Source organism: Bellilinea sp., from assembly GCF_034432615.1.
Taxonomy (GTDB): Bacteria; Chloroflexota; Anaerolineae; order Anaerolineales; family Anaerolineaceae; genus Bellilinea.
Window position 1 is genome coordinate 1 of the sequence record NZ_DAOUBL010000199.1, and the last position, 24,944, is coordinate 24,944.

Genomic DNA, 24,944 nt, shown 5'->3' on the forward strand with positions numbered 1-24,944 from the left:
TGTTTTGTTTTAATTGTGATTGGGAATCATCAAGTATCGCTGGTGGATGATGCGTATATATTTGAACGATACGCCGACTGTTGTGAAATAATTTCTTTATGATAAAGGGTAAATTCTTAGTTTTATTAACTTATCTTTGGGTTGCTGTTTCAACAGGGTTGAGTTTATACATTTCTCTGCTGTTGATTTTTCGCCCATCTCCACTGTTTCCATCATCGTATTGGGATATTCGATGGCTTTGGATATTCGCAATTCTTTTCGGTTCTATCGTGGCATTGTTTTTTTTAGCAGCTGATCGGTTGTTGCTATTTTTTGCACTTCTATCCGTTGCTTTTTTGATAATCGTTCCACTTTTTACAATTCATATTTTATTGCCCTATCTCACCGTTGCATTAATTTTATTGATTGGTTTTGGGGTGGGGGATACAGTTATCCAAACTGTGCTGCGGGGGGTACATCTATCAAAAATTGAACGGTTCGCCATGTCGGTCTTGATGGGATTGGGAATCATTATGATTCTACGCTCCCTTCAAGGTGCGTTTGGATTGTTCTTTTTACCGATAACTCTGGGGGGATTGGGAATATTATTTTTCCTGTTTGTCTTGACGAAGATCAAACGATGGATCAACACCATTCTTTTACAAGTTGAACAATTGGGTCAATTTTTCAGGGAAGGCAATATTGCAAATGTTGCGCTTGGTCTTGCGGTTTTTGTATTGTTATTCGCTCCTTCATGGATGATTGCTCTCGCCCCGCCTATCCGTTATGACGAATTAACTTATCATCTTTCTGGTTCGCAATTCTATGTTGAACAAGGGGGAATTATCCCGTTTCCCGAAGGGGGAAATAATCCCTGGCTTCATTATGCAGAGATGTTATATTCACTTGGTATTGAGTTGGGTGGTTTGGCTACACCCCGCCTATTCCATTTAGCAATGACCTTACTCAGTGTACTTTTTGTTTACTTATTAGGCAACAGGCTTTTCAATCGACGTACCGGGATAATCGCTGGATTTTTGTTCTTCTCTATTCCATTAGTTGCATATGAAGGTGCAACAGCTTATATTGACTTGTTTGTAACGGCTTTCACAACGGCATTTGGCTTTTGTTTGCTTGGGTACTCGGGTGATCTTTCTCGGCGCTGGCTGATACTTGCAGGGTTTTTTGGAGGGATTGGATTGGGAATGAAACTCTCGGCAGGACCAATTTTGGTAGGTTTTTTGGCTTGTTTTGCAGTATTGAGTTTATTCCAGAAAACCTTCTCTAAATTTTTGTTTTCTATGGGGGTTATGGGTTCAATAATATTAATTCTTTGTTTGCCGTGGTGGATTCGAGATTACTTATGGACGGGCGACCCGTTTTTTCCGTATGGGGGAGATTTGGTACGTAAACTTAGTACTCCAATCATTGAACCTGCAAGGTCAACACAAAGCAGTTTTATCAACAGTGATTTGATTCGTTTCATCAGTTACCCAATAGATATTGTGCTAAATAGCCGAAAATATTATCATGAAGCGCCCGGTGGAATGGTAGCAACATTGCCCTTTTTGGCCTTACCGCTTTGGTTATTTTCTTCCTTCATACCCAATAGGACAAAGAAATTTATCTTGGTGGGGCTATGCGGTTCAATGATTGCCATTGGGGTTATGATGATAGTCAATAATGCGTTGCTTCGTTATGCGTTGCCTGTTTTTCCATGGATTGCATTGGGCGCAGCTGCAAATGTTCATGTTGTTTATAAGTATCTTGAAAATAAGGAGAGTTGGTTGCTGGGGAACTTACTGTTTTTATTGCTTCTAGCGTTTGGCTTTTCTACACGATTACCAATTATTGCAAGATTATCTGAAAATCTGCCGCAACGACTTCCGATCAATTATTTTCTCGGAAGGGAAAACCGGGAGGACTATTTATCCAGAAATCTGCCCGTTTATGATGCTTTTCGGTTTATTGATCAACAGCCTGGAGGACGCCATCGGGTTTTATCGGTAGGTAATGAATTTCGCCTGTACACATCGTCGCGCATCGATGGTGTTTGGGATGTAAAAGAAGCTCACCAGCTCCTGATTTCAGCACAAAACGAAAGCGAACTTGCAATCGAGTTGTTAAAGCGGGGATATGAATATATACTTATCAATCAACCAGAGGTTGAGTTTGTTAAGTGGAAATATGATTATCCAATTCTAAACCAATCTCACTTTTTGGTTCGTTACTGCCAATTGATTTTCGCTAAAAATGGGATTCTGGTTTATAAAATATTTCCCGAACCGCTTGTTTTGCCCCAGCCTAATAATTTAGTCCAAAATGAAAGTTTTGAAGAAACGAGCGGGGATCAATTAGTTGCATGGTATCAGGATGGTTCTATATTTGTCTCGAATGAGGCTTATGAGGGTACAAGATCATTACTTTTATACGGCCCGCTTTCAGACAAATTTGGATGGGTAAAACAAAAATTAGAAATAGAATCAAACCAATTGTACACATTTGGTTATTGGGCGAAAGCGCTCGGAAATAATGCAATTTTGCTTATGCAACTACGTTGGTTAGATGAAAATGAAAACTTGATTGAATCGGATGAGATTTGGAAAAATGTCGAAACCGAATGGAATTGGTTTTATTGGTATTCTCAATCCCCACAAAAGAGTAAATTTGTTGAGATTTATCTATCCTTAGGTAATTCTGAAGGAGTTTTGTTTGATCAGGTATGTTTGGCAGCAGGTCAAATGTGTCCAGTGAAAGAACAGCCATGATCAACCCCCAAGCCCCAGATTTTGAGATCACTCCCGTCCATCCGCAACGCCGTCATTTTGGGTATGCCCTCGCTGACAAGAATACGCCGCCGGTGGTTACCATTCTTACGCCCTTCTATAATACCGGCGAAGTCTTTCATCAAACCGCCCGGAGCATTCTTCAGCAATCCTTACAACAGTTTGAGTGGTTGATCATCAATGATGGGTCGGATGATCCGCTATCTTTGCGTATACTGGAAAATTATCGTCAATCCGACCCTCGCATCCGTGTCATTGATCATCCTCAAAATTGTGGGTTGAGCGCGGCACGGAATACCGGCTTTGCAGCAGCCCGGTGCGAGTATGTGGCGCTGCTGGATAGCGACGATTTGCTTGAACCGACAGCCGTAGAAAAGTGGTGGTGGTTTTTGCAAACCCACCCCCACTTTGGTTTCGCGGCTTCGTACCACGTGGCATTTGAGGGGAAAGAGTACCTCTGGACGGGTGGTTTCCATGATGGTGCACAGAATGCAGAACGCAACCGAGTCTCAATGATGTGTATGATTCGCAAATCTGTTCATCAAAAGGTAGGCGGATTTAACGAGTCGATTCGCGGCGGCCTGGAAGATTGGGAATTTTGGATGCGCTGTGCCGCCCAAGGAATTTGGGGGGCGACGGTGCCGGAATTTTTAGCCTGGTATCGTCTGCGGGAAGATCACGGCGACCGGTGGCAAAATTTGCAGGAAGAGCGCATTGTTGAATTTCGCAACCAGTTCAAGCAGAAATATCCGCACTTATATTCCGGTCAATTCCCCAATCCGCCGCTTCGTAATTTTGAACTGGATTTAACTTTACCTTCGTTGGAAATTCCCATCAATAACCGCTTAACCAAGCCTAAACGCCGTGTATTGTTGATTTTGCCCTGGCTGGTGATGGGTGGGGCGGAACGCTTTGCATTAAATCTAATGGATCAACTTGAGCAACATGAATGGCAAATTACCGTATTAGCGACAGCGCCTGCCAATCATATTTGGCAGTTTGATTTTGAAAAACGGAGTGAGGATGTTTTTATTTTGCCAAATTTCATCCCCGTCAGCGATTATCTCCGTTTTATTGGATATCTGATCTACTCTCGACAATTTGATGCGCTGATGATCCAGGGCAGCCATGAGGGATACCGCCTCTTGCCGGTATTGCGTGGTTTGTATCCTCAAATACCGGTTGTGGATTATTTGCATTTTGTCACACCAGAATGGATGCAGGGCGGTTTTCCACGACTTTCTCTTTTGTATAAAGAATATCTTGATTTAACCATCACCTCGTCGGAGCAATTGCGCCAATGGATGATTGAAAATGGTGATTTGCCAGACCGATTGAAGGTGTGCTATATTGGCGTTGATCCATTTTTGTGGAAACCGGATAAAACTGCTAGACACCAGATACGAACCCAATTGGGAATTGATCAGGACGAAACCGTAATTCTTTTTGCAGCCCGCCTGGAGCAGCAAAAACAACCACTGTTCACGCTAAAAGTTGTAGAAAGGTTAGTGAATGATGGGAAACCGTTTCGGCTGCTGATTGCCGGAGATGGCTCTCTGCGCTCTGAAGTCGAACGTAGAATAAAGGATGCTCACCTGAACGAGCGAGTGATTCTGCTGGGAAGTGTTCCCACCGAACAAATGCCATCCATCATGGCTGCTGCGGATATTTTTTTCCTTCCTTCCCAAAACGAAGGCATTGCGCAAGCAATTTATGAGGCGATGGCGTGCGGTTTGGTTGTTGTTGGCGCAAAAGTAGGCGGCCAGGCCGAGCTGGTTGCGGATGAATGTGGTTTTCTGATTGAGGCAGGGGATGAACAAATGCAACTGGAAGAGTATCAACGGACGCTTGGTAAGTTGATCGATAATTCTTCTTTGAGGCAGTTACTAGGTGAACGTGCCCGTCAGCGTATACAGGATCAGTTCACGTTAGATGAGATGGGAAATTGTATGGCCGGTGCATTGAAAAGTGTACTTAAAGATAGAGAGTTGATTAGCGAACCAACCTCAATCACAAAGGAGTTACTGGAACAAACCCGCCTTATCGTTGAATTTTTACAGGCAAGACAGGAGGGTTTGCGTCTTTATCAGGTGGTACAGGAAGTGAGCGATCAATTTAGTGATCTTTACCAACGTTATGAAGGAATAAATAGGGTTCTAAATGACCTCATGAGTCCCAAACCACCATCTTATTGGTTTTATTTATGGGTAAGACAATTGTTTTTGCCAGTATTTCAAAAAGTGGAAGGCAGTGGTTTGGGTAATTTGTTAGGGGGAATAAGGGACTTTATCAGAAAAATCATAAGGATTGGATAATTAATTATTTTATCCTTTATGCAGTGCATCTAATAAGACCTTTGCACGTTCATCCCAGGTATTTTCTAAAGCAATTTTACGTAATAGTGTTCGGTATTCAGAGTCATCCTTCTTGAAAAGCGCATTATCTAATTGAGTCGCAAATTCTTCAGCTTTTTGAGCAATTAATACGCCAGCATAATTCATACTTTCGCGCATTGGTGTTATTACTACAGGTTTTTCTCCTGCCATATATTCAAATAATTTTAGAGGTGAAGTTGCGTGAGTAATCTCATTGACTACGAATGGAATTGTTGCAACATCAAAATACTGTAAGTAATGGGGTAACTCTTTATAAGGTTTGACACCCAACCAGTGGATATTTGGAATTGTGAGTAAATCGGTGCGTTGTAGAGTGCCATCGTAATCGGGTCCAATCAAGATGAATTGGTAATTTGGTCTTAGAAGGGCAATTTTTTTGAATAAATCATAGTCAAACCAGCGAGCAAGTGCTCCATAATAACCGATTATCGGCTGATGCGAAGTGATTAGGGCTTCTAAATCTTGTGGCGGGGCTGTATATTCGTTTCTGGCTGCCTTGGAAAAATGTTCATATACGACCCCGTTTGGGGAGTAAATTACGTCAGGACGATAATTTTTCACTTCTTCAATTAGCTTATTTGCAGTTGCTAAAACAATATGGGCATTTCTAAGGAGAAAATCGTGCCCGCTGACAATTTGATCGCGTTCGCCGTAAAATACATCAATATCGTCAACAAAATCATATATTATGCGAGGATGATTAAAGCATTTGGCGTAATCACTGTTCCAGGTTAGAAGGTAGATAAATGGATTTGGAAGATCACGAAAAGTATCCACATGAACATTGCAGAGATAGATCCCCTTCTCGATCAAGTGAAAAGGGGGCTGCTTTCGGTCTGGGTTCGGTTGCATATAAAAAACCAATGCCCCCTGTCTGCCTAAAGCTAATGCCAATTGCTGCGGACGTTGAAATAATTGTACATTCCAATCCAGACTTGGAGGAAAGATAACAATCTCTTTGTAGTATCCTTTTTTATCGGTCAGGATTTCATCAAGTAATTTTTGATGCTGTTTTATAATATTGCTGTCCTTAATCCGTAAAATTTTTTTGGCAATTTTCTTTACCGGCGACGGGGTAATTTTTCGTATAGTTTCAATTAGATATCGGGTTGCCTTGCTGGCTAATGTTTTGGTGTTCATGAATATTACGGTTCTTTTTGGGTCAAATATACTCGTTAATCCACATTCAAAATCAAGTAGAGATTATAATCGAGAGATTTTGCATTGGTGAAGGCTAAGGAAGAATGGTTTTGAGACTTTGAGCACTTAGATATTGATACGCCGAATTTCGCACCCCTTCGGTATATCCTTGATAAGTTGTCCCCGGTAAGATTCTCCAATTACATTCCCCGCCGCTTTGATCATCCCAGCTGCTTTGATCATAATCGTAATATAAAATTCCAATCACCTGAGGTTGTTGGGCAAGGTATTCGTAATTCTGGCGAAGCCAGTTGTTTTTCTGCTGGATATTTACTTCACCTGTTTTTGGATATTCGGCAGTTGTACCGGTTTGGGCGAGGATGATTGGTTTGGAAGGAGCCATCTGCCGAATGCGCTCGAGGTAAGGGGCAAATAATGTGTCAAAGTTTTCCCACCTTTGCCAGGGTATGGCTACATGGCAGTAACCATAATTATAGGAACTAAATCCGATCATATCAACCAAAGATCCGTCCGGGAAATATTTTTCGAATTCATGTCCCTCTTTACTCCATCCATTTGGAGCAAAAACCCACCAAACTTGCCCTCTGCCTACTCCTGCTTCGGAAAAAATATTGATTATTCTCTGATAAGCCAGCTTGAAATTGGCGGCATCCCCTCCGTAAGATGTCCAAATGCTTCCATTTGCATTAACACCATTCATTTCTGGTAATGGAGCGAGAAAAGCAATTCTCCCTGCACCTGCGGATATCCATTGTTTATATAATTCTGCCATGCGGCGAATGGCGTTATCGCAATCGCCCCTTGCAATTTGGTAAGCGCTTGCCGAAAAAGGACACTTTTCGTTTGTGGTATTTACTGATTTAACTGTTGCAATATTTATATTTACAAAGGAAATATAACCATTTTTCCATAACGCTTCTAATTGTCTATAAAAATTATTTGTGCGAATGTCATTTTGACTTGTGAAAGCGATATCTTGTAGATCGATGAACCACCCTACGACACTATGTTTTTTTCCTGCCAATGAGTCGGCCGAAGGTAATTTAGCACTCACAGCATCGTCTGTCCAATATTCCTGCATGTAAATCCCAATAAATTTAGATGAAGTCTGGAAAGGTAGAAGTCCATTTCGAACAATCGGTAAGAAAATTTGCCAGTTATTTGCACTGATCTCCTGGGCATGTCCGATATAAGTTTTTCCACTACTCATTGTAAATACACACAAAAAAGCAATTAACCAAACTCTTAACAGGAGAATGATTTTACCGCTCTGTTTTTGAAACATTAATAGACTCCTTATACTCCTCTTGAGAGGTGTTTGTTCTTATTATAGTTGTGGATTTCCTCAGTTTTTCCCTACAAATTTGCAAACTAAAAAAGGGGCTGGATGCAGCCCCCTGAAGGTATTGGCCTAGCTTAAACTATGGTAAAAACCCTTTCAGCTCGGTGATCGTTAAGTACCGATAACCTTCTTGAGCAACCACATCTCGATAGGCTGTAAAATTTTCTCGAGGAATTCGGAGATCACAAGTTGTACCATCAAACTCATTGATGTCAAAGTAGAAAACTCCCAGCACATTTCGCTGTCTGGCTATGTAACTGTAATTTTCATAGAACCACTGCGCTTTCATCGAGTAGTTGAAATGATCTGGACGGTCATCCTTTGTAAAAATTGCTGAGGTACCGGTTTCTGTGATGATGATTGGTTTGCCGGGGGCCATCGTCTCCATTCTTCGAATGTAGGGTTCGTACAAAGTATCATAGTTTTCCCAACGACCATAATCATACTCACCCACTTTATAGGTTGCAGTACAATACCCGTAATTGTAAGAAGCAAAACCTACGATGTCCACTGCATCATTTCCCGGATAATAATATTCAAAATTGTTTTCGGGCACATCCGGTGAACTTAAGCCATTTGCAGCAAACACCCACCAGACTTGATTTCGGCCAACACCGTTTTGTTCGAAAATAGCTTGAATTTTTTGATAGGCTTGCTTATAAAGTTGTTGTTTTTGACCCAAAGACATGTTTTTAGGATAATATGCAACCCAATCCCCATTCATCTCTTGCAGAGGGGCAAGCATTGCTTTACGTCCTTCTCCCTTGTCCACCCATTTTTTGTATATTTTTGCCATTTGGGCGATTCTGGCATCATAGTTGCCGCTGATAATTTTGTCTATACTATCACTAGACCCAATTTTTACAAAAGAGAGGTACCCTTTTTCCCATAGTCTTTCCAACTGACGATACAGATTATTCCGGTTTAGGGCAGCTTCGGTTTCCCAATCTTCATAAAAGGCTGGGTCTTGGATATCAATAAACCATCCAACCGCTGTGTTTTTTAACCCGGAAAGATTGTCCGCTTCAGGCATATATCTTTCAACATTTTCCTTGGACCAGTAAATCTTATCTATATACCCGATAAATTTTGGTAAACCATTACGAACTAAGGGCAGATACGTAAACGTAGGTGTAGGATTAACTTGCTCAGAAGATGTATTCTCATGGGTTGGGGTTGTAACATCCGAATTGAGGTCTTCGATGACCGGAGCGGCAGAACAGGCTAATATGGATAAGATTATGAAAAGAAAAGGCAAAATTCGAGAAGATATTTTTCTCACGAAAAAAAACCTCAGCTCTTAGTTTAAGTTGAGATTGTATTATAACAAAAATATACCTGCATCAAACTTTCGAAAGTGCAAATTGCCTTTAGTCAATATGACCATAATATTGTTCCCTTTCCCCCTACCCCCTCCCCAGCACCTGCTCGCGGATGGAGAGGACTTGCCGGCGAAGGCGGTCGTCGCGTTCAATCTGGTCGGCAATTTTCTCACAGGCGTACATCACGGTGGTGTGATCGCGTCCGCCCAGGGCTTCACCAATCTGCGGCAGCGAAAGGTTGCCAATCTCGCGCATCAGATACATGGCCACCTGACGCGGTAAGGCTACCTCGCGGGAACGATCACGTCCCAGTAATCTTTCACGGCTGACCCCAAAGGTGCGCGTTACGGCTTGCAGAATTTGCGCCGGTTCAACTGCGTTCGGTTGTGGCAGCAGATCAGCCAGCGCAATTTCCACCAGTTTGTCGGTAATCGGCTGGTTGCTCAAATCGGCATAGGCCAGAATGCGCGTCAGCGCCCCTTCCAGTTCGCGAATGTTTGACTGAATCTGACGGGCAATCAGCGTCAGGATGTCCATGGGCACTTCGCGCCCGGCGCGCATGGCTTTGGAGCGCAAAATGGCGATGCGGGTTTCCAGATCCGGGGGTTGAATATCTACCGTTAATCCCCACTCAAACCGCGAGCGCAGTCGCTCTTCCAGGGTTACCATCGCCTTGGGCGGACGATCCGAAGAAAGCACAATCTGCTTCTCCTGATTGTGCAGTGTATTAAAGGTGTGGAAGAATTCTTCCTGAGTTGATTCCTTGCCGGCAATAAATTGAATGTCATCAATCAGCAAAACATCTATGGAACGGTAGCGTTCACGAAAAGCCAGCGTATTCTGCGTGCGGATGGCGTTGATCAGTTCGTTGGTAAAGTCTTCCGAAGAAACATACAGCACCTGCAAGCCCTTATCGTTGGCGGCGTTGCCGATGGCATGCAGTAGATGCGTTTTGCCCAATCCAACCCCGCCGTATAAGAACAGCGGGTTATAGGCGTGGGCGGGTTTGTCCGCCACCGCCAGACAGGCAGCATGGGCCATGCGGTTGCTGGCTCCAACCACAAAATTTTCAAAACGATAACGATCAATCAGACAACGGCTGCTGTTCCCGTTGGAGCGCGCCGCGTTTTCCTGCGCTGAAGTACTTTCAGCCTCGCTTTCGCGATGCCAGACGACAAACTCAACCTCTACTGGCGAGTCGAGGTAGCCGGTCAACAGGCGGGAAAATGTACCGGCAAGCCGGCTTTCCAGCCAGTCTCTGGCATAGGCATTTTGGACACCGATGCGGGCCTTGTTATTCTCTACACGGATTAATTCCGCGTTGCGTACCCATGTATCGAAGGATGCTTTGGGCATTTCCATTTGCAGTTGTCCAAGGGCTGCCTGCCAGGCTTGTTGAGCATTCATGTGTCGTCCTCCGCATACAGGATAGGGTGCAAACCCAGACAGCAGGTGAGATATGCAGAACAATCCCACCCAACGGTGAGGCTGCAAACAAGTCTAAATTGCCTGAGTTTTGCACAGGATGTGGCGGGTGGTAGAGAAGACCCGCTTACAATCGGGCTGTCCCCGTATTGCTGATTGCTTGTACATTCTAACAGAAGCCGCGCCCAAGGACAAGACGATTACCATACGCTACTCTAAAAAACATCTGATCTTTAAGAATTCTCATGTTAAGGACAATCTTGAAATTTTTAAAATTAATTCGCGATAGTGTAGTAAGCTGCAAACACCATAAAAGGGGGATAAGACCGAATACGACCCCCTATATATGGGGGTCATGTCCGATTTGTTGATTGTATGTTCTATCCGTGGTGTTTAATTCCAAAAAATTCAAAAAGATTCCAATTCCCAAATTTTTTCCATAAGACTCGCGGAACGGAATCTTGCTGTCACACTAATTTTTAACACTTAATTTTGTTTGGTTCAGGTCGTTCAGCATCATATTTGCAGCCCGGCGGGCTATCTGCACGGCAAAATTCGTGCCGCGATCCCACGGGTACACCTGACTCATACTGGCAAAGTACACACCGGGCAGCGGTGTGCGAATATCCGGAATGTTTTGCGAATGGTTGACCAGCGGCACCGGTTGGGCGTAGGTGGTGCGGAACAACCAGGTTTTGCGAATCCACTCGCGTTCAAAACGCGCATTAAAGCGCGGTAGCACCGGTAAAAAGCGTTCCAGCAATTCTTCTTTGCTCAGCCGAAAGTATTCGTGGTCGGGGTCGAGGTAATCGCCGATATAAACGATATGGTCGCCGCCAAAGTGCCGGCTCGGCAGGAAGTTGGTGTGTTCCACCAGCGCCAGAAATGGATAGCCGGCACTCTTGGGAATGTTGAACCAGTAGTAACCTTCTTCAGATAACTGGTGGCGCAGCGCCAGCACCATCACCACCGCGCCCATGCTTTTCAGGTTGAGAAGCCCGCGCAGATAATCTTCCGGCAGGCTGGGAGCCAGTTTTGCCAGTAAACCCGGCCCAACCGTTACCAGACATTGGTCAAAGGACTGCCGCTGACCGTCTTTCAGCAGTACATCTACCTTCCCGCCGCTTTCGATGCGTTCAACGGGCGTGTTGAGCAAAATCTCAACCCCGCGGCGGCGTAGAATTTCAGCAAAGGTGTCCGAAAAGGCCTGAAAGCCGCCTTGAAAAGTCCCCAGCCGCGTGGAGCGCACCTTGAAGCGCGCCCAAAACCATGCCATGTTGACGGATTTATAGTGCTGGCCGAACTTGCCTTGCAGCAGGGGTTCAAACAGGACACTGTACAGCCGTTCCCCGTAGGCTTTACGCATCCATTCGTGAGCCGTGATTTTTTCCAGCGGTTTCCAGTCGGCCAAATAACGTAAATAAGCCGTCACCAACCCAAAGCGAATCATGTCCGGCAGGCTGAAGCCGGGAAAAATGAGCGCTGCCAGCGGAGAATCCAGCGGGTAAAACTTTTCTTTGTAATAAACCACAGTTTTGGGGCGGGGGAAGACCACTTTATCCTGCAAACCCAGCTCGCGGATCAGGTTCAGCATGTCGCGGTCGGTCTGAAACCAGTGATGATAGAAATGCTCCACCGACCACTCCCAGCCCTCGTCTTTGAAGCCGGCTGCCAGCCCGCCCACGTAGGGGGCCGATTCGTAGATAACCACCTGATGTCCGGCGTTGACAAAGTCGAATGCGGCGCTCATCCCGCCGATGCCTGCTCCAATGACAGCAATTCGCATGTTCTTCCCTCGTTCGTTTTAGTCTGTTGCTGCGCTCTCCGTCTGGCGGATTTGCTGTAAATCCTTCCCCCAGCGCAGGGGTTGTTTGAAGTAATAATAGGCCCCCAGGGCTGTGATGGGCAGCCAAAGCGCGGCGTGTAGTACCAGTGTATAGGCCGCCGCGGTAGCCTGCGGCACGCCGTAAGCCACCAGCACGGCAATGCCAGGCGCATCGAAGGTACCCACGTACCCCGGGGCGGAGGGTAGGGTGGTGGCGATGTTGACAATGCCGTTCATCAGCATTAACGCAAAGAAACTGACCTCAAAGCCGAAGCCGTGCATGATGAACCAGTACTTGCCGGTTTCCAGCAGCCAGATGATGACCGTGGTGAAAAAGACCATCAAGGCTTCGCGCGGAGAACGCAACGATTCCAATCCGGTCAGAAAGCGTAGGGCAACCCCGCTCACCCTGGGGCGAAAGCGGGCCGGCACGACTTTTTCCAATATGCTCATCGTCAGGCGTTCGGTAACGCGCGGGAACATTGCTGCCAGCAGGAAGAGGATCAGCGCGCCGATGAAAATCAAGGCGCTCCATACCGAAAGCTGCTGGATATTGCCCACAAAACCGGAATCGTGCGTCAGCCGGCTTAATTCTCCCAGATTGAAAAACACAAAACCGAGCATCACCACCGCATCAAAAATACGCTCGACCACCACCGTAGCCAGCGAGGCAGAAATGGCCACTCCCTCGCGGTCTTTGAGAATGGCGGCGCGCAGTACCTCTCCGGCACGGGCCGGGTAAATATTGTTGCCCATGTAACCGATGGTCACAATCGGGAACATGGTGCGGGTGGGAATCTTTTTCAAGGGTCGCAGCAGGTAATGCCAGCGCCAGGCGCGCGCCCACACCCCGATAAAATAAACTGCCACACCCGGCAGCAACCACCAGAATTGGGCATTTTGCAGCGAATCCCATACTTCCCCCAGATGCAAGCCGCGCAGTGCCAGATACAGGAAAAAAGCACTTACGGCGATGCCAACCCAGAATTGCCAGCGTTTCAGCATGGCGCAATTGTAACACGCTGCACAAATTATGTGGGCGGCAGGTCTATGGTGAAAGTTGTGCCTTTGCCCGGCTGACTTTCAGCAGTGATTTTTCCGCCATGGGCCTCCACAATCGAGCGGGCAATTGCCAGCCCCAGCCCCGATTCCTGATTAGAATGGCGGGCTTTATCGGCGCGGTAAAACCGTTCAAAGATAAAGGGTAAGTCATCCTCAGCGATGCCGCTGCCGTTATCCTGCACTTTCAGGCGCAAACCGCCCGACGGCGAGATTTCGGCGCTTAGCCGAATCCAGCCGCCCGCCGGGGTGTAGCGGAAGGCATTCAGAATCAGGTTGTCCAGCACCTGCGCAATCCGGTCGGGGTCGAGGGGGTATTTGGGCAGGCCGGGGGATACGACAGCCTGTAAATCAATTTGTTTTTGCTGAGCGGTGACACTGTGACGGGTAATGATCTGATTGAGCAGGGTGGGAATATCGGTGGGTTGAATCAGCAGACTTAATTCGCCGGCATCCGCCAGAGATAGCAGACGCAAATCGTCAATCAGACGGCTGAGCTGGCGCGTTTCCTGATGGAGAACGTTGTAAATTTCGGGATTGCCTTTCAATTTACCCTCGCTGAGCGCTTCAGCATAACCGGAAAGCACGGTCAAGGGTGAGCGCAATTCGTGGGCAATATCGGCGGTCATCTGGCGGCGCAGGCGAACCGCGTTGGCCAGATCGCGGCTCATTTTGTTAAATGCCTGAGCCAGAGTGCCCAGTTCATCGTTGGAGCGAACGGCAACCTCTTTGCCGTAATTGCCGCGCGCAATTTCCTCGGTCGCATGAGTCAGCTCACGCAGGGAACGCGTCAGCCCATAGGCCAGAAAGCCGCCCAGTGCCAGTGCCAGCAGCGAGGCAATCACCGCACTGACCAGGGCTGCCTGATTGACCCCGCGCAAAAAGACTGCTTCGGGCGTATCCGCAATCAACGCGCGGCGTTTGGCGTTGAGAATCACCCAGCCGACGGTCTGGTTATTCACCGAAAGCTCGACAGCGCGGTTCAATTCACTGGCGGGAATCAGACTGCCGCTGGGTTCGCCAGCCGAAATGCTGAACAGCACCCGTCGTTCGGCATCTACCAGCGTGAACCGCGTCCAGGTGGCTTCCATGGTGCGCATCATCCCGCCCATTCCCTGCATCATCATGCGCGGTCGGCGCAGCAGGGCGTTGTCAATCCCCTCCCACGACCCGTTGAACTGATAATACTCCAGCAAAGCAGAGATCATCGCCTGTTCTTCGCGGGTCAGCAGAAAGCGGTCAAAGGCGGACTGGATGCGCCGGTTGATGAACACGGCTACCAGCAGTGCGCCGGTTACACCCACCACCAGAAAAGCCAGAGTCAGTTTGACGGTTAATGATCGCATATATTTTTCATCGGACGGTTAATCTCGAACGGCAAAACGATAACCTGCTCCATACACCGTTTCGATGTAGTGGGGATTGGCAGGATCGGGCTCGATTTTGAGGCGCAGATTGCGAATATGCACGTCAATGGTGCGCTCATATCCTTCGTAGGCATCCCCTTGAATGCGTTCCAACAACTCCAGCCGCGAAAAAACCTTGCCGGGTGTTTCCATGAAAGCGGCCAGAATTTCAAACTCGGAAGGTGTCAGGTCAACCGGTTTGCCATTGACCAGCACCATTCGGCTGGTGCGGTCCAGTTCAATTTGCCCCCGCCGCAGAGTTTCCGGCGCGGCTACGGCCTTGTCCATGCGGCGCAAAACGGCGCGGATGCGTGCGGTCAGTTCGCGCATGCTGAACGGTTTGGTCACATAATCATCGGCACCCAGTTCCAGTCCGACCACTTTGTCATTTTCCTCCAATCGGGCGGTCAGGACGATGACCGGCGTTTCTGCTTCGCGGCGGTAAGTGCGTAAAAACTCAAAGCCGCTCATCTCCGGCATCATCAGGTCGAGGATGATCAGGTCGGGTTTATGATCGCGGGCGGCAAACAACGCTTCCTGACCGTTGCCGGCGGTAAAGACCTCAAAACCTTCCTCTGTAAGGTAGGAGCGCAGCAGTTGACGCAATTCCAGTTTGTCATCCACAATGAGCAGTTTCTTCGCCATATTGATTCATTATACTCCGGTCAGAATCGAAGGGTGAGGATGCCGGGGATCTTGCGCTGCATCCTCACCCGTAAAGCGGATATTTAGTAAGGAGGAGAAAAGTTACCGTACCGCCAGCCGGTTCAAGAGGATTTACCAGCCCCGTCCAAAGCCGCCGCGTCCAGCGCCATGGCAACCGCCGCCTAAGCCCATGAATCCGCCGCGCATCCCGAAACCGCCCTGTTGGAGAAGCAGGTCAGCCTGTTGCTGGGTGATGACGCCATTCGCAACGGCTTCTTTGACAGCATTTTCAAAAGCGGCCTGCATGCTGCTCTGGAAGGTTTCATTGTTGAACAGGGTATGGCGGGCGCGCAGCAACTCGGCTTCTTCTTCCGTGATGCGGCCGTCGGCTACTGCCTGTTCCAGCCGAATTTCGGCAGCCTTCACATACGCAGCCTGTAATTCATCCACGCTGATGCCCAAAGCGTCTGCAAGATGGGCTTGGAAATCTACCCCGTTTTGGAACAGCCAGCCCAGCATTCCTCTGCCGCCAAAGCGGCCTGTGCTGTTGAGGATGGCATCGGCCTGTGCCTGCGTGATCAGGCCCTTTTCCACACCTTCCTGCACGGCGGCTTGGACTGCCTTTTGGTAAGCGCTGGTCAGCTCATCTGTGGTGATGCCCAACGCCTCTGCCAGTGCTTCACCATCATTTGGCCCCATCATACCCCGCCCACCGCCGAATGGGCCGCCCACCTGTGGGAGCGCATTGGCGCTGACCGTCTGGAAGGCTTGAGCAGCCAGGCCGAAGGCGAGAATCAGGGCGAGAGCGCCCAAAGAAATGCCGACAATCAACTTTTTGCTTTTCATTATTGTGTCTCCTTTCAAGAGTTTTGTGAATGGGAATGTTCCCGTGCTTGCTGTGTTTAAGATAACAAACGATTGTTTAGAAATTATTAAGAGCAGATTGGGAAAATATTGGATTTTGAGAGGGGCAGGGCTATGGTAAAATCTCCCCCATCACAAGTTTGCCCGAGCCAGAGGAGCCATGCCGTACGAAGCAGTGATTGGTTTGGAAGTTCATGCCGAACTGCAAACTCGCAGCAAAATGTTTTGTGCTTGTCCGGTGGTCGATTCGACCCAGGCAGAACCCAACAGCGCTGTTTGCCCGGTGTGTGCCGGCATGCCCGGCACACTGCCGGTGGTCAACCGGGCTGCCGTAGAACATGCACTGAGGGTTGCCCTGGCGTTAGAATGTGAGATTGCCCCCCTCAGTTTGTTTGCCCGCAAGAATTACTTTTATCCGGACCTGCCCAAAGGCTATCAAATTTCGCAATACGAATATCCGCTGGCCGAGCATGGACTTTTGCGCATCGAAACCTCGCAGGGAGAAAAAACGGTGCGTATCCGGCGGGTTCATCTGGAAGAAGATACCGGAAAATTGATCCATATGCAGGATGAAGAGGGCCGTTCATTCTCGCTGGTTGATTTGAATCGCGCCGGTGTGCCGTTGCTGGAAATTGTCAGCGAGCCGGACATGAATACACTGGAAGAAGTGCGCGCCTATGCCACCGCTCTGCGGGCAATTTTAAGGCGGGTGGGTGCTAACAGCGGGGATATGGAAAAGGGCGTCATACGCTTTGAGGCAAACGTTTCGCTGCGCTTGCCGGGCAGCAGCACACTGGGTACGCGCGTGGAAATCAAAAACCTGAACAGCTTTCGGGCAATGGAACGCGCCATTGCCTATGAGGTTGAACGTCAGACTGCTCTGCTGGATGGGGGTCTGCCGGTTCGGCAGGAAACCCTGGGCTGGGATGAAACCGCGCAGGTCACCATCAGCCAGCGCAGCAAGGAAGAGGCGCACGATTACCGCTATTTTCCCGAACCGGATTTGCCGCCGCTGGTGATCGAAGCCGGGCGGATTGAACGGGTGCGCGCCAGTTTGCCGGAACTGCCTCAGGCGATGAAGAACCGTTTTTGCCAGCAGTATGGGCTGAACCCTGCCGAAGCAGCCCTGCTGAGCGAAGACGAGGCTGTGGCGGGCTACTTTGAAGCCTGTGTCAGCCAGGCAAAATCTGCCATTTCACCGCGAACGATTGCCCTGTGGATCAGCGGTGAAATTTTTGCATGGCTCAACCAGAGCGGGAAAAGCATTGCCCAACTGGCGGTAACGCCTGCCATGCTGGTGGAATTGCTGCGCTTTACCGGCGATCAGACGATTAATCTCAACACTGCCAAAGTGGTGCTGGCGGAGATGCTGACAAGCGGAAGTTCAGCCGCCCAAATCATTGCCGAACGAGGCTTGACGCAGGTGAATGACACCGGTCTGATTGCGGAAATTGTGGCAGACGTACTGGCGCAAAATCCGCGCGAGGTGGAAGCCTATCATCAAGGGAAAACCACCGTGTTCAACTGGCTGCTGGGGCAGGTGATGCGCCAGACAAGCGGACGGGCCAGCCCGGCGGCAGCCCGTGCCGAGCTGGAACGACAGCTGGCAGCGCTCAAACAAGATTGAGCCTGCCTGTCTATGTGACGAATGACGCCGCGCCGTGCCGGGTATCACCGGAGAGAGGCGATTTTCATCATATTGACGAACGACCTCAGGTTTGCTAACCTATATCAGGATCATCATCACCTTTTTGTGAGGTCAATTGAACCGATGAGCTGCCAGCAGCAATTCCAAACCCAGTCTTGAGCGGGCACAGTGCCGTTGTGCCCGTTTATTTTTTAATGAAGCAACAAACCAACCCAAACTTCCAATCAACAGGAGAAAAAACAATGGCAGAAACCACCAATGCGTTTGAAATGGCTCAACGCCAGTTCGATCATGTGGCAGAACTGCTCAAATTGGACCCGCAGGTGCGCGAGATACTGCGCTGGCCGCTGCGTGAGTTCCACTTCCGTATCCCGGTGCGCATGGATGACGGCAGTATCAAAGTCTTTCAAGGCTTTCGTGTCCAGCACAATGATGCGCGCGGCCCCAGTAAAGGCGGCATCCGTTTTCATCCGGCTGAAACGATTGACACGGTGCGTGCGCTGGCCACCTGGATGACCTGGAAATGCGCGGTGGTGGATATTCCATTGGGCGGCGGTAAGGGCGGCGTGATTGTGGACCCGGCAACGCTTTCCACCAGCGAGAAGGAACGGCTGGTACGCGGCTGGGTGCAGCAGATGTGGAAGAATATCGGCCCGCGCCAGGATGTGCCTGCCCCGGATGTCGGCACCACCCCCCAGATGATGGGCTGGATGATGGATGAATACTCCAAGCTGGTGGGTGAATATACCCCCGGTGTGATTACTGGTAAACCGGTCGGTGGCGGCGGCTCGCTGGGCCGCACCGAAGCCACCGGTTTTGGCGTGATTTATACGGTGCGCGAAGCCATGAAACACCTCAAGCTCGACCCGACTCAATGTCTGGCGGCTGTTCAGGGGTTTGGCAATGTGGCCCAGTATGCAGCCATTGGATTTACGGAACAATTGGGCGGCAAAGTGGTTTGCGTTTCTTATTGGGATCGCGAAGACCGCACTTCTTACACGGTCAGTAAGGCGGATGGGATTGATCCGCGCTTCCTGATGAGTATTACCGATCAGTACGGCACGATTGACAAAACCAAAGCCAGAGAAGCCGGTTATACCATTGAATCGGGGGATGCCTGGATCAGTAAAGACGTGGATGTGCTGATCCCGGCTGCTCTGGAAGGGCAGATCAACGCCGAATCGGTGCATAAAATTTCGCCGCGCGTCAAACTGATCGCTGAGGGCGCCAACGGCCCCACCACGCCGGAGGCCGATGAGGTCATCAAACAGCGCGGCATTTTCCTGATCCCCGATTTTCTGTGCAATGCCGGCGGTGTGACGGTTTCTTACTTTGAAAGTGTCCAGAATGACATGAATTTCTACTGGCCGAAAGAAGAAGTGCTTGCCAAACTCGACCAGAAGATGACGGCAGCGTTCCAGGCGGTGCTGGAACTGGCAGAGAAAGAAAAGGTCTTCATGCGCGATGCTGCCTATATGGTGGCGATTAACCGCGTGGTCAAAGCAATGGAATTGCGCGGCTGGATTTAATCTCAGGGAACCAGCCAATACGGCAGCCGCCTCTCCAGCAGCGGAGAGGCGGCTGTGATTTTCAGGCACCGAGGGTTTAGTAGCGCGCCAGGGTGGTAATGGCGGGGGTCTGATCGAACATCCAGAAGGCGAGCGGAAGCCCCAAACCAAGACTGAGACCGGTCAACAGCCAGGCCAGCGCCAGCCACAGAGCGCTGAACCACCAGCCGACCAGCAGGAAATACAGGGCGCGCAGCAGGAAAGGCGGCTGCGGCAGACTCGACTCGCGGTAGATGACCTTGCCGTCCACCACCATGACCCTTGCCTGCCGTTTGACCGGTTTGAGGGTCATAATCTGCGGCAGGCGGTTGAGCAGCCATAAACCCAGCGGCAGCCCGATGATGGTCACATTCAGCACCCAGGCAACCACCGTGACGATGCCGCCCAGCCACAGGCCGACCAGCAAAAAATATAAAATCCGGATTAAGCAGCCCGGCCCTTGTTCCTGAGGCTGTACGATGACGGGAGTGGGAGTAGGTTGTGTCATTTGTTTTTACCTCTTTCGCGGTTTTGTAATTGAATTACGGATTACATGCAATATTATTTACGCAAAAGAGGCGAAAAAGTTGCGGGTTGGCGGTTCAACATTCAATACAGTGTCCGATATCCTCGTACCACAGGTCGGGTTTTTCGGTAATAAAATCCTGCATCATTTGAATCAAGCGCGGTTCATTCAATACCACCAGCTCCACCCCGCGGGATTTCAGCAGTTCTTCTGCTCCTAGAAAAGTCTGGTTTTCGCCGATCACCACGCGCGGAATTTTGTAGAGCAATATGGCGCCGCTGCACATGTCACAGGGAGAGAGGGTGGTGTAAATGGTGGCGCGGCGGTAATCTTCGGGTGCCAGCCGGCCGGCGTTTTCCAGTGCGTCCATTTCGGCATGCAGCACAGCGCTGCCGCGCTGCACCCGGCGGTTATGCCCTCGCCCGATGATTTTTCCATCCAATACCAGCACCGAACCAATCGGAATGCCGCCTTCGCGGTAGCCTTGCAGGGCTTCTTCGTAAGCAGCTTGCATGAATTCATCCATCATCGCTTGCTCCTCCTTGCTTGATATAAGGTGGAATGGGTGGATGAATCTTATCACAAAGAGGCCTGGTTTCAAGACTCGCGCATAGCTTGAAGAAAAGGATGAAATCAGGTTTCAGGCGTGGCGCTTTTGGAAGAGTTGCTTTGGCGGACGGCTTTTTGCCAGTAGAGGATAGCCACGCCGGCTGCAATCAGCATGAGGAATACCAGCCGAAGCCAAAACGGGGGTTGAATGAAGGTCAGGATGAACAAAATGACGATCACTTCCAGACCAACTCCCAGCGCATGCCAGCTGGCCGATCCTTTTACAAAATGAACCGCTGCAATGATGCCGCTCAGAAATACCAGCAGCCAGATCAGCGCACCGAGCGGCTCTTCGTAAGCGCGTGGAATGAGGCCTTCTGCCCTTTCGCGGATGCCCAGCATCATTCCTCGTTCCATTACATAGCCGCTGTTCATGATCAGATTGAAAATTCCCAAGGGCACATCATCCGGCGCATCAATGCGATGGCGCACAATCAGACGCGAAAAATACTCATCCAGCGGCTGAATGTACCACAACCATGTCCATTGCAGCGGCAGGGCAGCGCTATTCTTTGCCAGCACAAACTGATCCGGCTGGTAATCCTGAATCACCAGGTAATTGATGATAATGCCCTGTTCACCACGGATAGGATTTTGCCATTCTTTGTGAATTCGATCAGCATTCACGTAATGGCATTCTCCTGTAGTCATGCAAAAAAGGTTTTCAATGAAGGTAATCGAATAGAATGCTGCGCGCGAATCACCGATTTGCACCAGCCATGGATATATTTCAGCAGGGGATGCCCGAATCGTCAGCGCGTGGTTCCAAATGATATCCGGAGATGCAATGATCTCATCACCGGGCAGCGAGGCGATCACTTCTTGATTGGTGCTGCCCCAGTTGGGAATTTGACCGCCAACCCACCAGAATCCTGCGAAAATGACGATCAGGCTGAAAACTGAACCGATCAGTAATCGGAAGAGAGCGGATTGATTTCTTATCCATTGGGCTGAATCAAAAATTTTTTTACCTGGTTTCACGGGTAAGAACCTCCCCAAAGCCGTATCTTTTAGAGATAATTCACAAAATTGGAGCCCTGATTTTCAGATGATTTTTGTGCCGCATTCCGGGCAAAACTTTGCCTCTTTTACTGCAGCGCCACAATTGGGGCAGTGAGCAGGCGCGGCTTCAATTTTTGTGCCACATTCCGGGCAGAACTTGGCTCCTTTGGTATCGGTACCGCACTTAGGACAAAGTACGGCTTCGGGCTGAAGCATTGGTGTGCCACATTCCGGGCAGAATTTGGTGCCGGGCGCGGCAAGAGTGCCGTCTTTGGGGCAGCGTGCCATTTGTTCGGCGGCACGTTGGGCGTTTTCGGCAGCCTGACCGACTTTCTTGACCACGTTGTCCAGTCCGAAAGCGCTCGCCAATCCTTTCAGGGCTGCGCCGGCTTGTTCGCCGCGGGCTTCAGCAATCTCGTTGGTGCGCGGAGAATCGTCCATGCAAAAACCCGATTGTGTGTCGAAATCCGAGAGACAGACGATGCGCCCACAGGTGGGGCATTCTCGAAAATGTACCTGCGCCTGCGCCCAGGCTTTTTCCAGCTGCTGGGGAGTCATTTTGTACGAATAGCGGGGATCTTCACCGGTTACGCTGTTAGCCACTGCATTGCCAACCAGCGGAACTTTGCGCAAGAACCCGCCTACCGCCTGTTTTCCAAGGTCTTGTCCCAATGTATTGATGACATCCGGCTGAGAGCGAAACTCCCGCCCACAGGCATCGCAATAGAACACGGCATAAGGCCCCGCCCCATCGTTGCGGATATCGTACTGGGGCATGCGGGAAAATTTATCCATGATATTCTCCTTATGAATAGAAACGGGCTGGGTGTGTAAGTTTAGTGTATCGCTTTGTCACAAAAAAACAACAATTTTTTCGATGACATTTGTCATCTTGTTCGGTTGTTTCGGAAAATTTATAATAGTGATTGAATCAGTATTTATGAAAAATTCCATCCAAAAGACATCCTCTTATCGAAGTCCCAGCCCGGAAAATGTACTTTTGGCGTTATTGCTGGAAACTCCCCGTGATGGCTACCAGTTGAACCAGATTCTCAGACGGGAGTTGGGACACGTTTGGCATCTCAGCCAGAGTCAGCTGTATGCCACCCTCAGGCGGTTAGAAGCACGCGGCTGGGTGAACGGTGAAGAGCAAGAATCGCGGCGCGGGCTGCCGCGACGTATTTTTACCCTCAGCGAGGTTGGCCGCCAGCAGGCTCTTCGCTGGCTGATGACCCCCAGTCGTTGTGCGGTTCAAATCATCCGGCTGGAGCTGCCCAGTCGTGTTTTTCTCATTCAGCGGCTGTTCCCGGCGCAGCTGCAGGATTTTCTTGACCGTCAGCACAAGGTGATTCAGGAAGGGCTGTACCGCCTGCGCGCTCAACTTGAGCGAATCCCCATTGACCAGACCTACAACCGCATGGCGGTGGAGATGCGCCTGCACCAGACCCGGGCTCTGTTGGACTGGTTTGAACAGACTTTTAATTCAATTTTTAACGGAGGATAATCGTATGCGGAAAATAATCTGGTTGAGTTTATGGGTGGTTTTGATTGTGCTTTCGGCCTGTCAACCGATGAACCCTCCGCCTGTCGAAAATCCGGCTGTATCTTCCCCCTCTGCCACACCAGTCGAACAGGAGTTGCTCGCCTCGCTTGAAGCGGTAGAAAGGGTAGAAAGCACTCCCACACCGCAGCCTGCCGAAGCTAAGCACCAGCCCATCGTGCTGACCGATGCTTTGGGGCGCACTGTAACGTTTGAGGAATTGCCTAAGCGGGTGGTGGTGGCTGGCCGCGGTGTTGCGCTGCTGGCAGATGCAGTTTACCTCTTTCCCGAATCGTTCGAACGGGTGGTGGCGGTCTCGCGCACTTCTCAATCGCCGGATGGCGATTTTCTGGCACTGGTAGATCAACGATTACCTGAAAAGATTGCCTTTGAAACCAATGTGGGCGCCGAGCAGGTCGTTACGGCGCGGCCGAATGTGGTTCTCTTAAAGCCGTACATGCAGGAACCGCTCGGCAATCCGTTGGAAGCGCTGGGTATTCCGGTGGTTTATCTTTCGATGGAAACCCCGCAGGAATATCAGCGCGATTTACAGACGCTGGGAATCCTGTTTGGAAACTCTCAATGCGCGGATGAGGTTTGGGCCTTTTACCAGCAGCATCTCGATGCGGTCAGCAACGCATTGAAAGATTTGACCGATGAACAGAAACCGCGCGTCCTGCTGCTGTATTATTCCGACCGCGATGGGCAGGTGGCCTTTAATGTGGCGCCGAAAACCTGGCTGCAGACCATCCTGACCGGACTGGCCGGCGGTATACCGGTCTGGACGGATATTGAACTGGGCAGCGGCTGGACGAAAGTCAATTTGGAGCAGATTGCCAGCTGGGATGCTGACCGCATTTTTATCATTGCTTACACAGCCAACCCCCAGCAAGTGGTGGAAAACCTGCTGCAAGACCCGCAGTGGCAGGCGCTGCGCGCCGTGCAGGAGGGGCATTTGTATGCCTTTCCCAGAGATTATTACTCCTGGGATCAACCCGACCCACGTTGGATTTTAGGCCTGCGTTATCTGGCCTACCGCCTGCACCCTGAGGCTTTTCCGAATTTTGACTTGACCGCTGAAGCCCGGCTGTTTTTTGAGCGGTTTTACGGTCTGGATGCCCGAACCTTTGAGGAAAAAATTCTTCCTGTATTCAAGGGTGATTTTCGGTGAGTGCTGTCTATTCGTCCAGCGCTTTACGGGCTGAGGCAAAATCTGCTTCACAACTGGCCAGCCGGCGGCGCAGCCGCCGCCGGTTGCTGGGGTTGGTTGCCTTGCTGCTGGTTGTTTTTGCCGTTTCGCTGTTTTTTGGACGCTATCCGCAGGTGGGCTTGATCTCCCCGGCACAACTGGCCGAAGATTCACTGGCTCAGCGCTTGATCCTCAACCTGCGCCTGCCGCGCCTGATTGCTTCGCTCTTGATTGGGATGAGCCTGGCCGGCGCCGGCATGGTGATGCAGATGGTGTTTGCCAATCCGCTGGTGGAACCGGGATTTCTGGGCGTTTCGCAGGCAGCCGCCTTCGGCGCTGCAGTGAGCATTCTTGTTCTGGGCGGAGTCAACTGGCAGGTGCAGATCAGCGCCATTCTATTTGGCCTGTTTGGGCTGGCACTTTCTTACCTTTTGGCGCGGCGGGTTCGTTACGGCGGATGGGTGCTGCGCCTGCTGCTGGCGGGTATTGCGGTGTCGGCCTTGTTTGCGTCCGGCGTTGGGCTGATCAAGTGCCTGGCCGATCCCTTACGCCAGCTCCCGGATATCACCTTTTGGCTGTTGGGTAGTTTGTCGAGCATCACCTGGCGCAGTGTGTTGTCGGTTCTGCCGCTCATCGGTTTAGGGCTGGTGATTCTCTGGTTGATGCGCTGGCG

20 protein-coding genes are annotated in these 24,944 nt (G+C 49.9%); 7 read left to right on the forward strand and 13 right to left on the reverse strand.

Going from position 1 to position 24,944, the window contains the following annotated elements; genetic code table 11:
- Window positions 1–98 precede the first annotated feature (98 nt).
- Together VAE48_RS09045 and VAE48_RS09050 are read left to right on the forward strand one after the other, a co-directional pair.
- Entirely contained in the window at window positions 99–2,747 is a 2,649-nt protein-coding gene (locus tag VAE48_RS09045) for a glycosyltransferase family 39 protein (RefSeq protein WP_322793000.1), read from the forward strand.
- Window positions 2,744–5,080 (forward strand): glycosyltransferase, encoded by a 2,337-nt coding sequence (locus VAE48_RS09050; protein WP_322793019.1) that lies wholly within the window; start codon window positions 2,744–2,746, stop codon window positions 5,078–5,080. Before VAE48_RS09045 ends, VAE48_RS09050 begins: the two co-directional genes overlap by 4 nt.
- A 9-nt stretch (window positions 5,081–5,089) precedes the next feature.
- Here the strand turns inward: VAE48_RS09050 and VAE48_RS09055 are convergent, their stop codons facing one another.
- From VAE48_RS09055 to VAE48_RS09095, 9 genes are all read right to left on the reverse strand, one after another.
- The gene (locus VAE48_RS09055; RefSeq protein ID WP_322793001.1) at window positions 5,090–6,301 is read right to left on the reverse strand and encodes a glycosyltransferase; all 1,212 of its coding nucleotides are present in this window, start codon (window positions 6,299–6,301) and stop codon (window positions 5,090–5,092) included.
- Window positions 6,302–6,395: 94 nt separating this feature from the next.
- Entirely contained in the window at window positions 6,396–7,607 is a 1,212-nt protein-coding gene (locus VAE48_RS09060) for a hypothetical protein (protein WP_322793002.1), read from the reverse strand.
- Window positions 7,608–7,743: 136 nt separating this feature from the next.
- On the reverse strand, window positions 7,744–8,946 hold the full coding sequence (locus VAE48_RS09065) for a glycosyl hydrolase (protein WP_322793003.1): 1,203 nt from the start codon (window positions 8,944–8,946) through the stop codon (window positions 7,744–7,746).
- Between the two features lie 124 nt (window positions 8,947–9,070).
- Window positions 9,071–10,393: a chromosomal replication initiator protein DnaA gene (gene dnaA / locus VAE48_RS09070; protein WP_322793004.1), complete on the reverse strand. Its 1,323-nt coding sequence runs from the start codon at window positions 10,391–10,393 to the stop codon at window positions 9,071–9,073.
- Window positions 10,394–10,883: 490 nt separating this feature from the next.
- Window positions 10,884–12,197 (reverse strand): NAD(P)/FAD-dependent oxidoreductase, encoded by a 1,314-nt coding sequence (locus VAE48_RS09075; RefSeq protein ID WP_322793005.1) that lies wholly within the window; start codon window positions 12,195–12,197, stop codon window positions 10,884–10,886.
- Window positions 12,198–12,215: 18 nt separating this feature from the next.
- Window positions 12,216–13,241, reverse strand: a complete 1,026-nt coding sequence (locus VAE48_RS09080) for a lysylphosphatidylglycerol synthase transmembrane domain-containing protein (RefSeq protein ID WP_322793006.1) — start codon at window positions 13,239–13,241, stop codon at window positions 12,216–12,218.
- Between the two features lie 26 nt (window positions 13,242–13,267).
- Window positions 13,268–14,641 (reverse strand): sensor histidine kinase, encoded by a 1,374-nt coding sequence (locus VAE48_RS09085; protein WP_322793007.1) that lies wholly within the window; start codon window positions 14,639–14,641, stop codon window positions 13,268–13,270.
- Between the two features lie 18 nt (window positions 14,642–14,659).
- A complete protein-coding gene (locus VAE48_RS09090) occupies window positions 14,660–15,346 on the reverse strand; it encodes a response regulator transcription factor (protein ID WP_322793008.1) in 687 nt (228 codons plus the stop codon).
- Window positions 15,347–15,478: 132 nt separating this feature from the next.
- A complete protein-coding gene (locus VAE48_RS09095) occupies window positions 15,479–16,192 on the reverse strand; it encodes a hypothetical protein (RefSeq protein ID WP_322793009.1) in 714 nt (237 codons plus the stop codon).
- 178 nt (window positions 16,193–16,370) lie between these two features.
- Between VAE48_RS09095 and gatB the strand changes: the two genes are divergently transcribed.
- Complete coding sequence (gene gatB, locus VAE48_RS09100; RefSeq protein ID WP_322793010.1) at window positions 16,371–17,837, forward strand: Asp-tRNA(Asn)/Glu-tRNA(Gln) amidotransferase subunit GatB; 1,467 nt, start codon at window positions 16,371–16,373, stop codon at window positions 17,835–17,837.
- Window positions 17,838–18,100: 263 nt separating this feature from the next.
- Window positions 18,101–19,387 carry a Glu/Leu/Phe/Val dehydrogenase gene (locus tag VAE48_RS09105; protein ID WP_322793011.1) on the forward strand — a complete coding sequence of 429 codons (1,287 nt, stop codon included), beginning with the start codon at window positions 18,101–18,103 and terminating at the stop codon, window positions 19,385–19,387.
- A 76-nt stretch (window positions 19,388–19,463) separates the two neighbouring features.
- On the opposite strand, the gene VAE48_RS09110 is transcribed toward VAE48_RS09105, so the two are convergent.
- From VAE48_RS09110 to VAE48_RS09125, 4 genes are all read right to left on the reverse strand, one after another.
- The gene (locus VAE48_RS09110; protein WP_322793012.1) at window positions 19,464–19,913 is read right to left on the reverse strand and encodes a YccF domain-containing protein; all 450 of its coding nucleotides are present in this window, start codon (window positions 19,911–19,913) and stop codon (window positions 19,464–19,466) included.
- A 94-nt stretch (window positions 19,914–20,007) separates the two neighbouring features.
- Window positions 20,008–20,457, reverse strand: a complete 450-nt coding sequence (locus VAE48_RS09115; protein WP_416181038.1) for a nucleoside deaminase — start codon at window positions 20,455–20,457, stop codon at window positions 20,008–20,010.
- A 107-nt stretch (window positions 20,458–20,564) separates the two neighbouring features.
- A complete protein-coding gene (locus tag VAE48_RS09120) occupies window positions 20,565–21,521 on the reverse strand; it encodes a hypothetical protein (RefSeq protein WP_322793014.1) in 957 nt (318 codons plus the stop codon).
- A 63-nt stretch (window positions 21,522–21,584) separates the two neighbouring features.
- Window positions 21,585–22,337: a zinc ribbon domain-containing protein gene (locus VAE48_RS09125; protein WP_322793015.1), complete on the reverse strand. Its 753-nt coding sequence runs from the start codon at window positions 22,335–22,337 to the stop codon at window positions 21,585–21,587.
- 145 nt (window positions 22,338–22,482) lie between these two features.
- Here VAE48_RS09125 and VAE48_RS09130 point away from each other — a divergent pair, with 145 nt between their 5' ends.
- From VAE48_RS09130 to VAE48_RS09140, 3 genes are all read left to right on the forward strand, one after another.
- The gene (locus tag VAE48_RS09130; protein WP_322793016.1) at window positions 22,483–23,046 is read left to right on the forward strand and encodes a PadR family transcriptional regulator; all 564 of its coding nucleotides are present in this window, start codon (window positions 22,483–22,485) and stop codon (window positions 23,044–23,046) included.
- A 4-nt stretch (window positions 23,047–23,050) separates the two neighbouring features.
- Window positions 23,051–24,253 (forward strand): ABC transporter substrate-binding protein, encoded by a 1,203-nt coding sequence (locus tag VAE48_RS09135; protein ID WP_322793017.1) that lies wholly within the window; start codon window positions 23,051–23,053, stop codon window positions 24,251–24,253.
- Window positions 24,250–24,944 (forward strand): iron ABC transporter permease (locus VAE48_RS09140; RefSeq protein WP_322793018.1); only part of this gene is annotated, 695 nt, incomplete at its 3' end. The genes VAE48_RS09135 and VAE48_RS09140, both read left to right, overlap by 4 nt.

What these genes read in the sequence shown, in the direction of transcription:
- VAE48_RS09135 (WP_322793017.1), top strand. Translation starts at nt 23,051, where the DNA reads ATGCGGAAAATAATCTGGTTGAGTTTATGGGTGGTTTTGATTGTGCTT.
- VAE48_RS09105 (WP_322793011.1), top strand. Translation starts at nt 18,101, where the DNA reads ATGGCAGAAACCACCAATGCGTTTGAAATGGCTCAACGCCAGTTCGAT.
- VAE48_RS09050 (WP_322793019.1), top strand. Translation starts at nt 2,744, where the DNA reads ATGATCAACCCCCAAGCCCCAGATTTTGAGATCACTCCCGTCCATCCG.
- VAE48_RS09055 (WP_322793001.1), bottom strand. Translation starts at nt 6,301, where the DNA reads ATGAACACCAAAACATTAGCCAGCAAGGCAACCCGATATCTAATTGAA.
- gatB (WP_322793010.1), top strand. Translation starts at nt 16,371, where the DNA reads ATGCCGTACGAAGCAGTGATTGGTTTGGAAGTTCATGCCGAACTGCAA.
- VAE48_RS09095 (WP_322793009.1), bottom strand. Translation starts at nt 16,192, where the DNA reads ATGAAAAGCAAAAAGTTGATTGTCGGCATTTCTTTGGGCGCTCTCGCC.
- VAE48_RS09075 (WP_322793005.1), bottom strand. Translation starts at nt 12,197, where the DNA reads ATGCGAATTGCTGTCATTGGAGCAGGCATCGGCGGGATGAGCGCCGCA.
- VAE48_RS09085 (WP_322793007.1), bottom strand. Translation starts at nt 14,641, where the DNA reads ATGCGATCATTAACCGTCAAACTGACTCTGGCTTTTCTGGTGGTGGGT.
- VAE48_RS09080 (WP_322793006.1), bottom strand. Translation starts at nt 13,241, where the DNA reads ATGCTGAAACGCTGGCAATTCTGGGTTGGCATCGCCGTAAGTGCTTTT.
- VAE48_RS09090 (WP_322793008.1), bottom strand. Translation starts at nt 15,346, where the DNA reads ATGGCGAAGAAACTGCTCATTGTGGATGACAAACTGGAATTGCGTCAA.
- dnaA (WP_322793004.1), bottom strand. Translation starts at nt 10,393, where the DNA reads ATGAATGCTCAACAAGCCTGGCAGGCAGCCCTTGGACAACTGCAAATG.
- VAE48_RS09125 (WP_322793015.1), bottom strand. Translation starts at nt 22,337, where the DNA reads ATGGATAAATTTTCCCGCATGCCCCAGTACGATATCCGCAACGATGGG.
- VAE48_RS09045 (WP_322793000.1), top strand. Translation starts at nt 99, where the DNA reads ATGATAAAGGGTAAATTCTTAGTTTTATTAACTTATCTTTGGGTTGCT.
- VAE48_RS09130 (WP_322793016.1), top strand. Translation starts at nt 22,483, where the DNA reads ATGAAAAATTCCATCCAAAAGACATCCTCTTATCGAAGTCCCAGCCCG.
- VAE48_RS09115 (WP_416181038.1), bottom strand. Translation starts at nt 20,457, where the DNA reads ATGGATGAATTCATGCAAGCTGCTTACGAAGAAGCCCTGCAAGGCTAC.
- VAE48_RS09060 (WP_322793002.1), bottom strand. Translation starts at nt 7,607, where the DNA reads ATGTTTCAAAAACAGAGCGGTAAAATCATTCTCCTGTTAAGAGTTTGG.
- VAE48_RS09110 (WP_322793012.1), bottom strand. Translation starts at nt 19,913, where the DNA reads ATGACACAACCTACTCCCACTCCCGTCATCGTACAGCCTCAGGAACAA.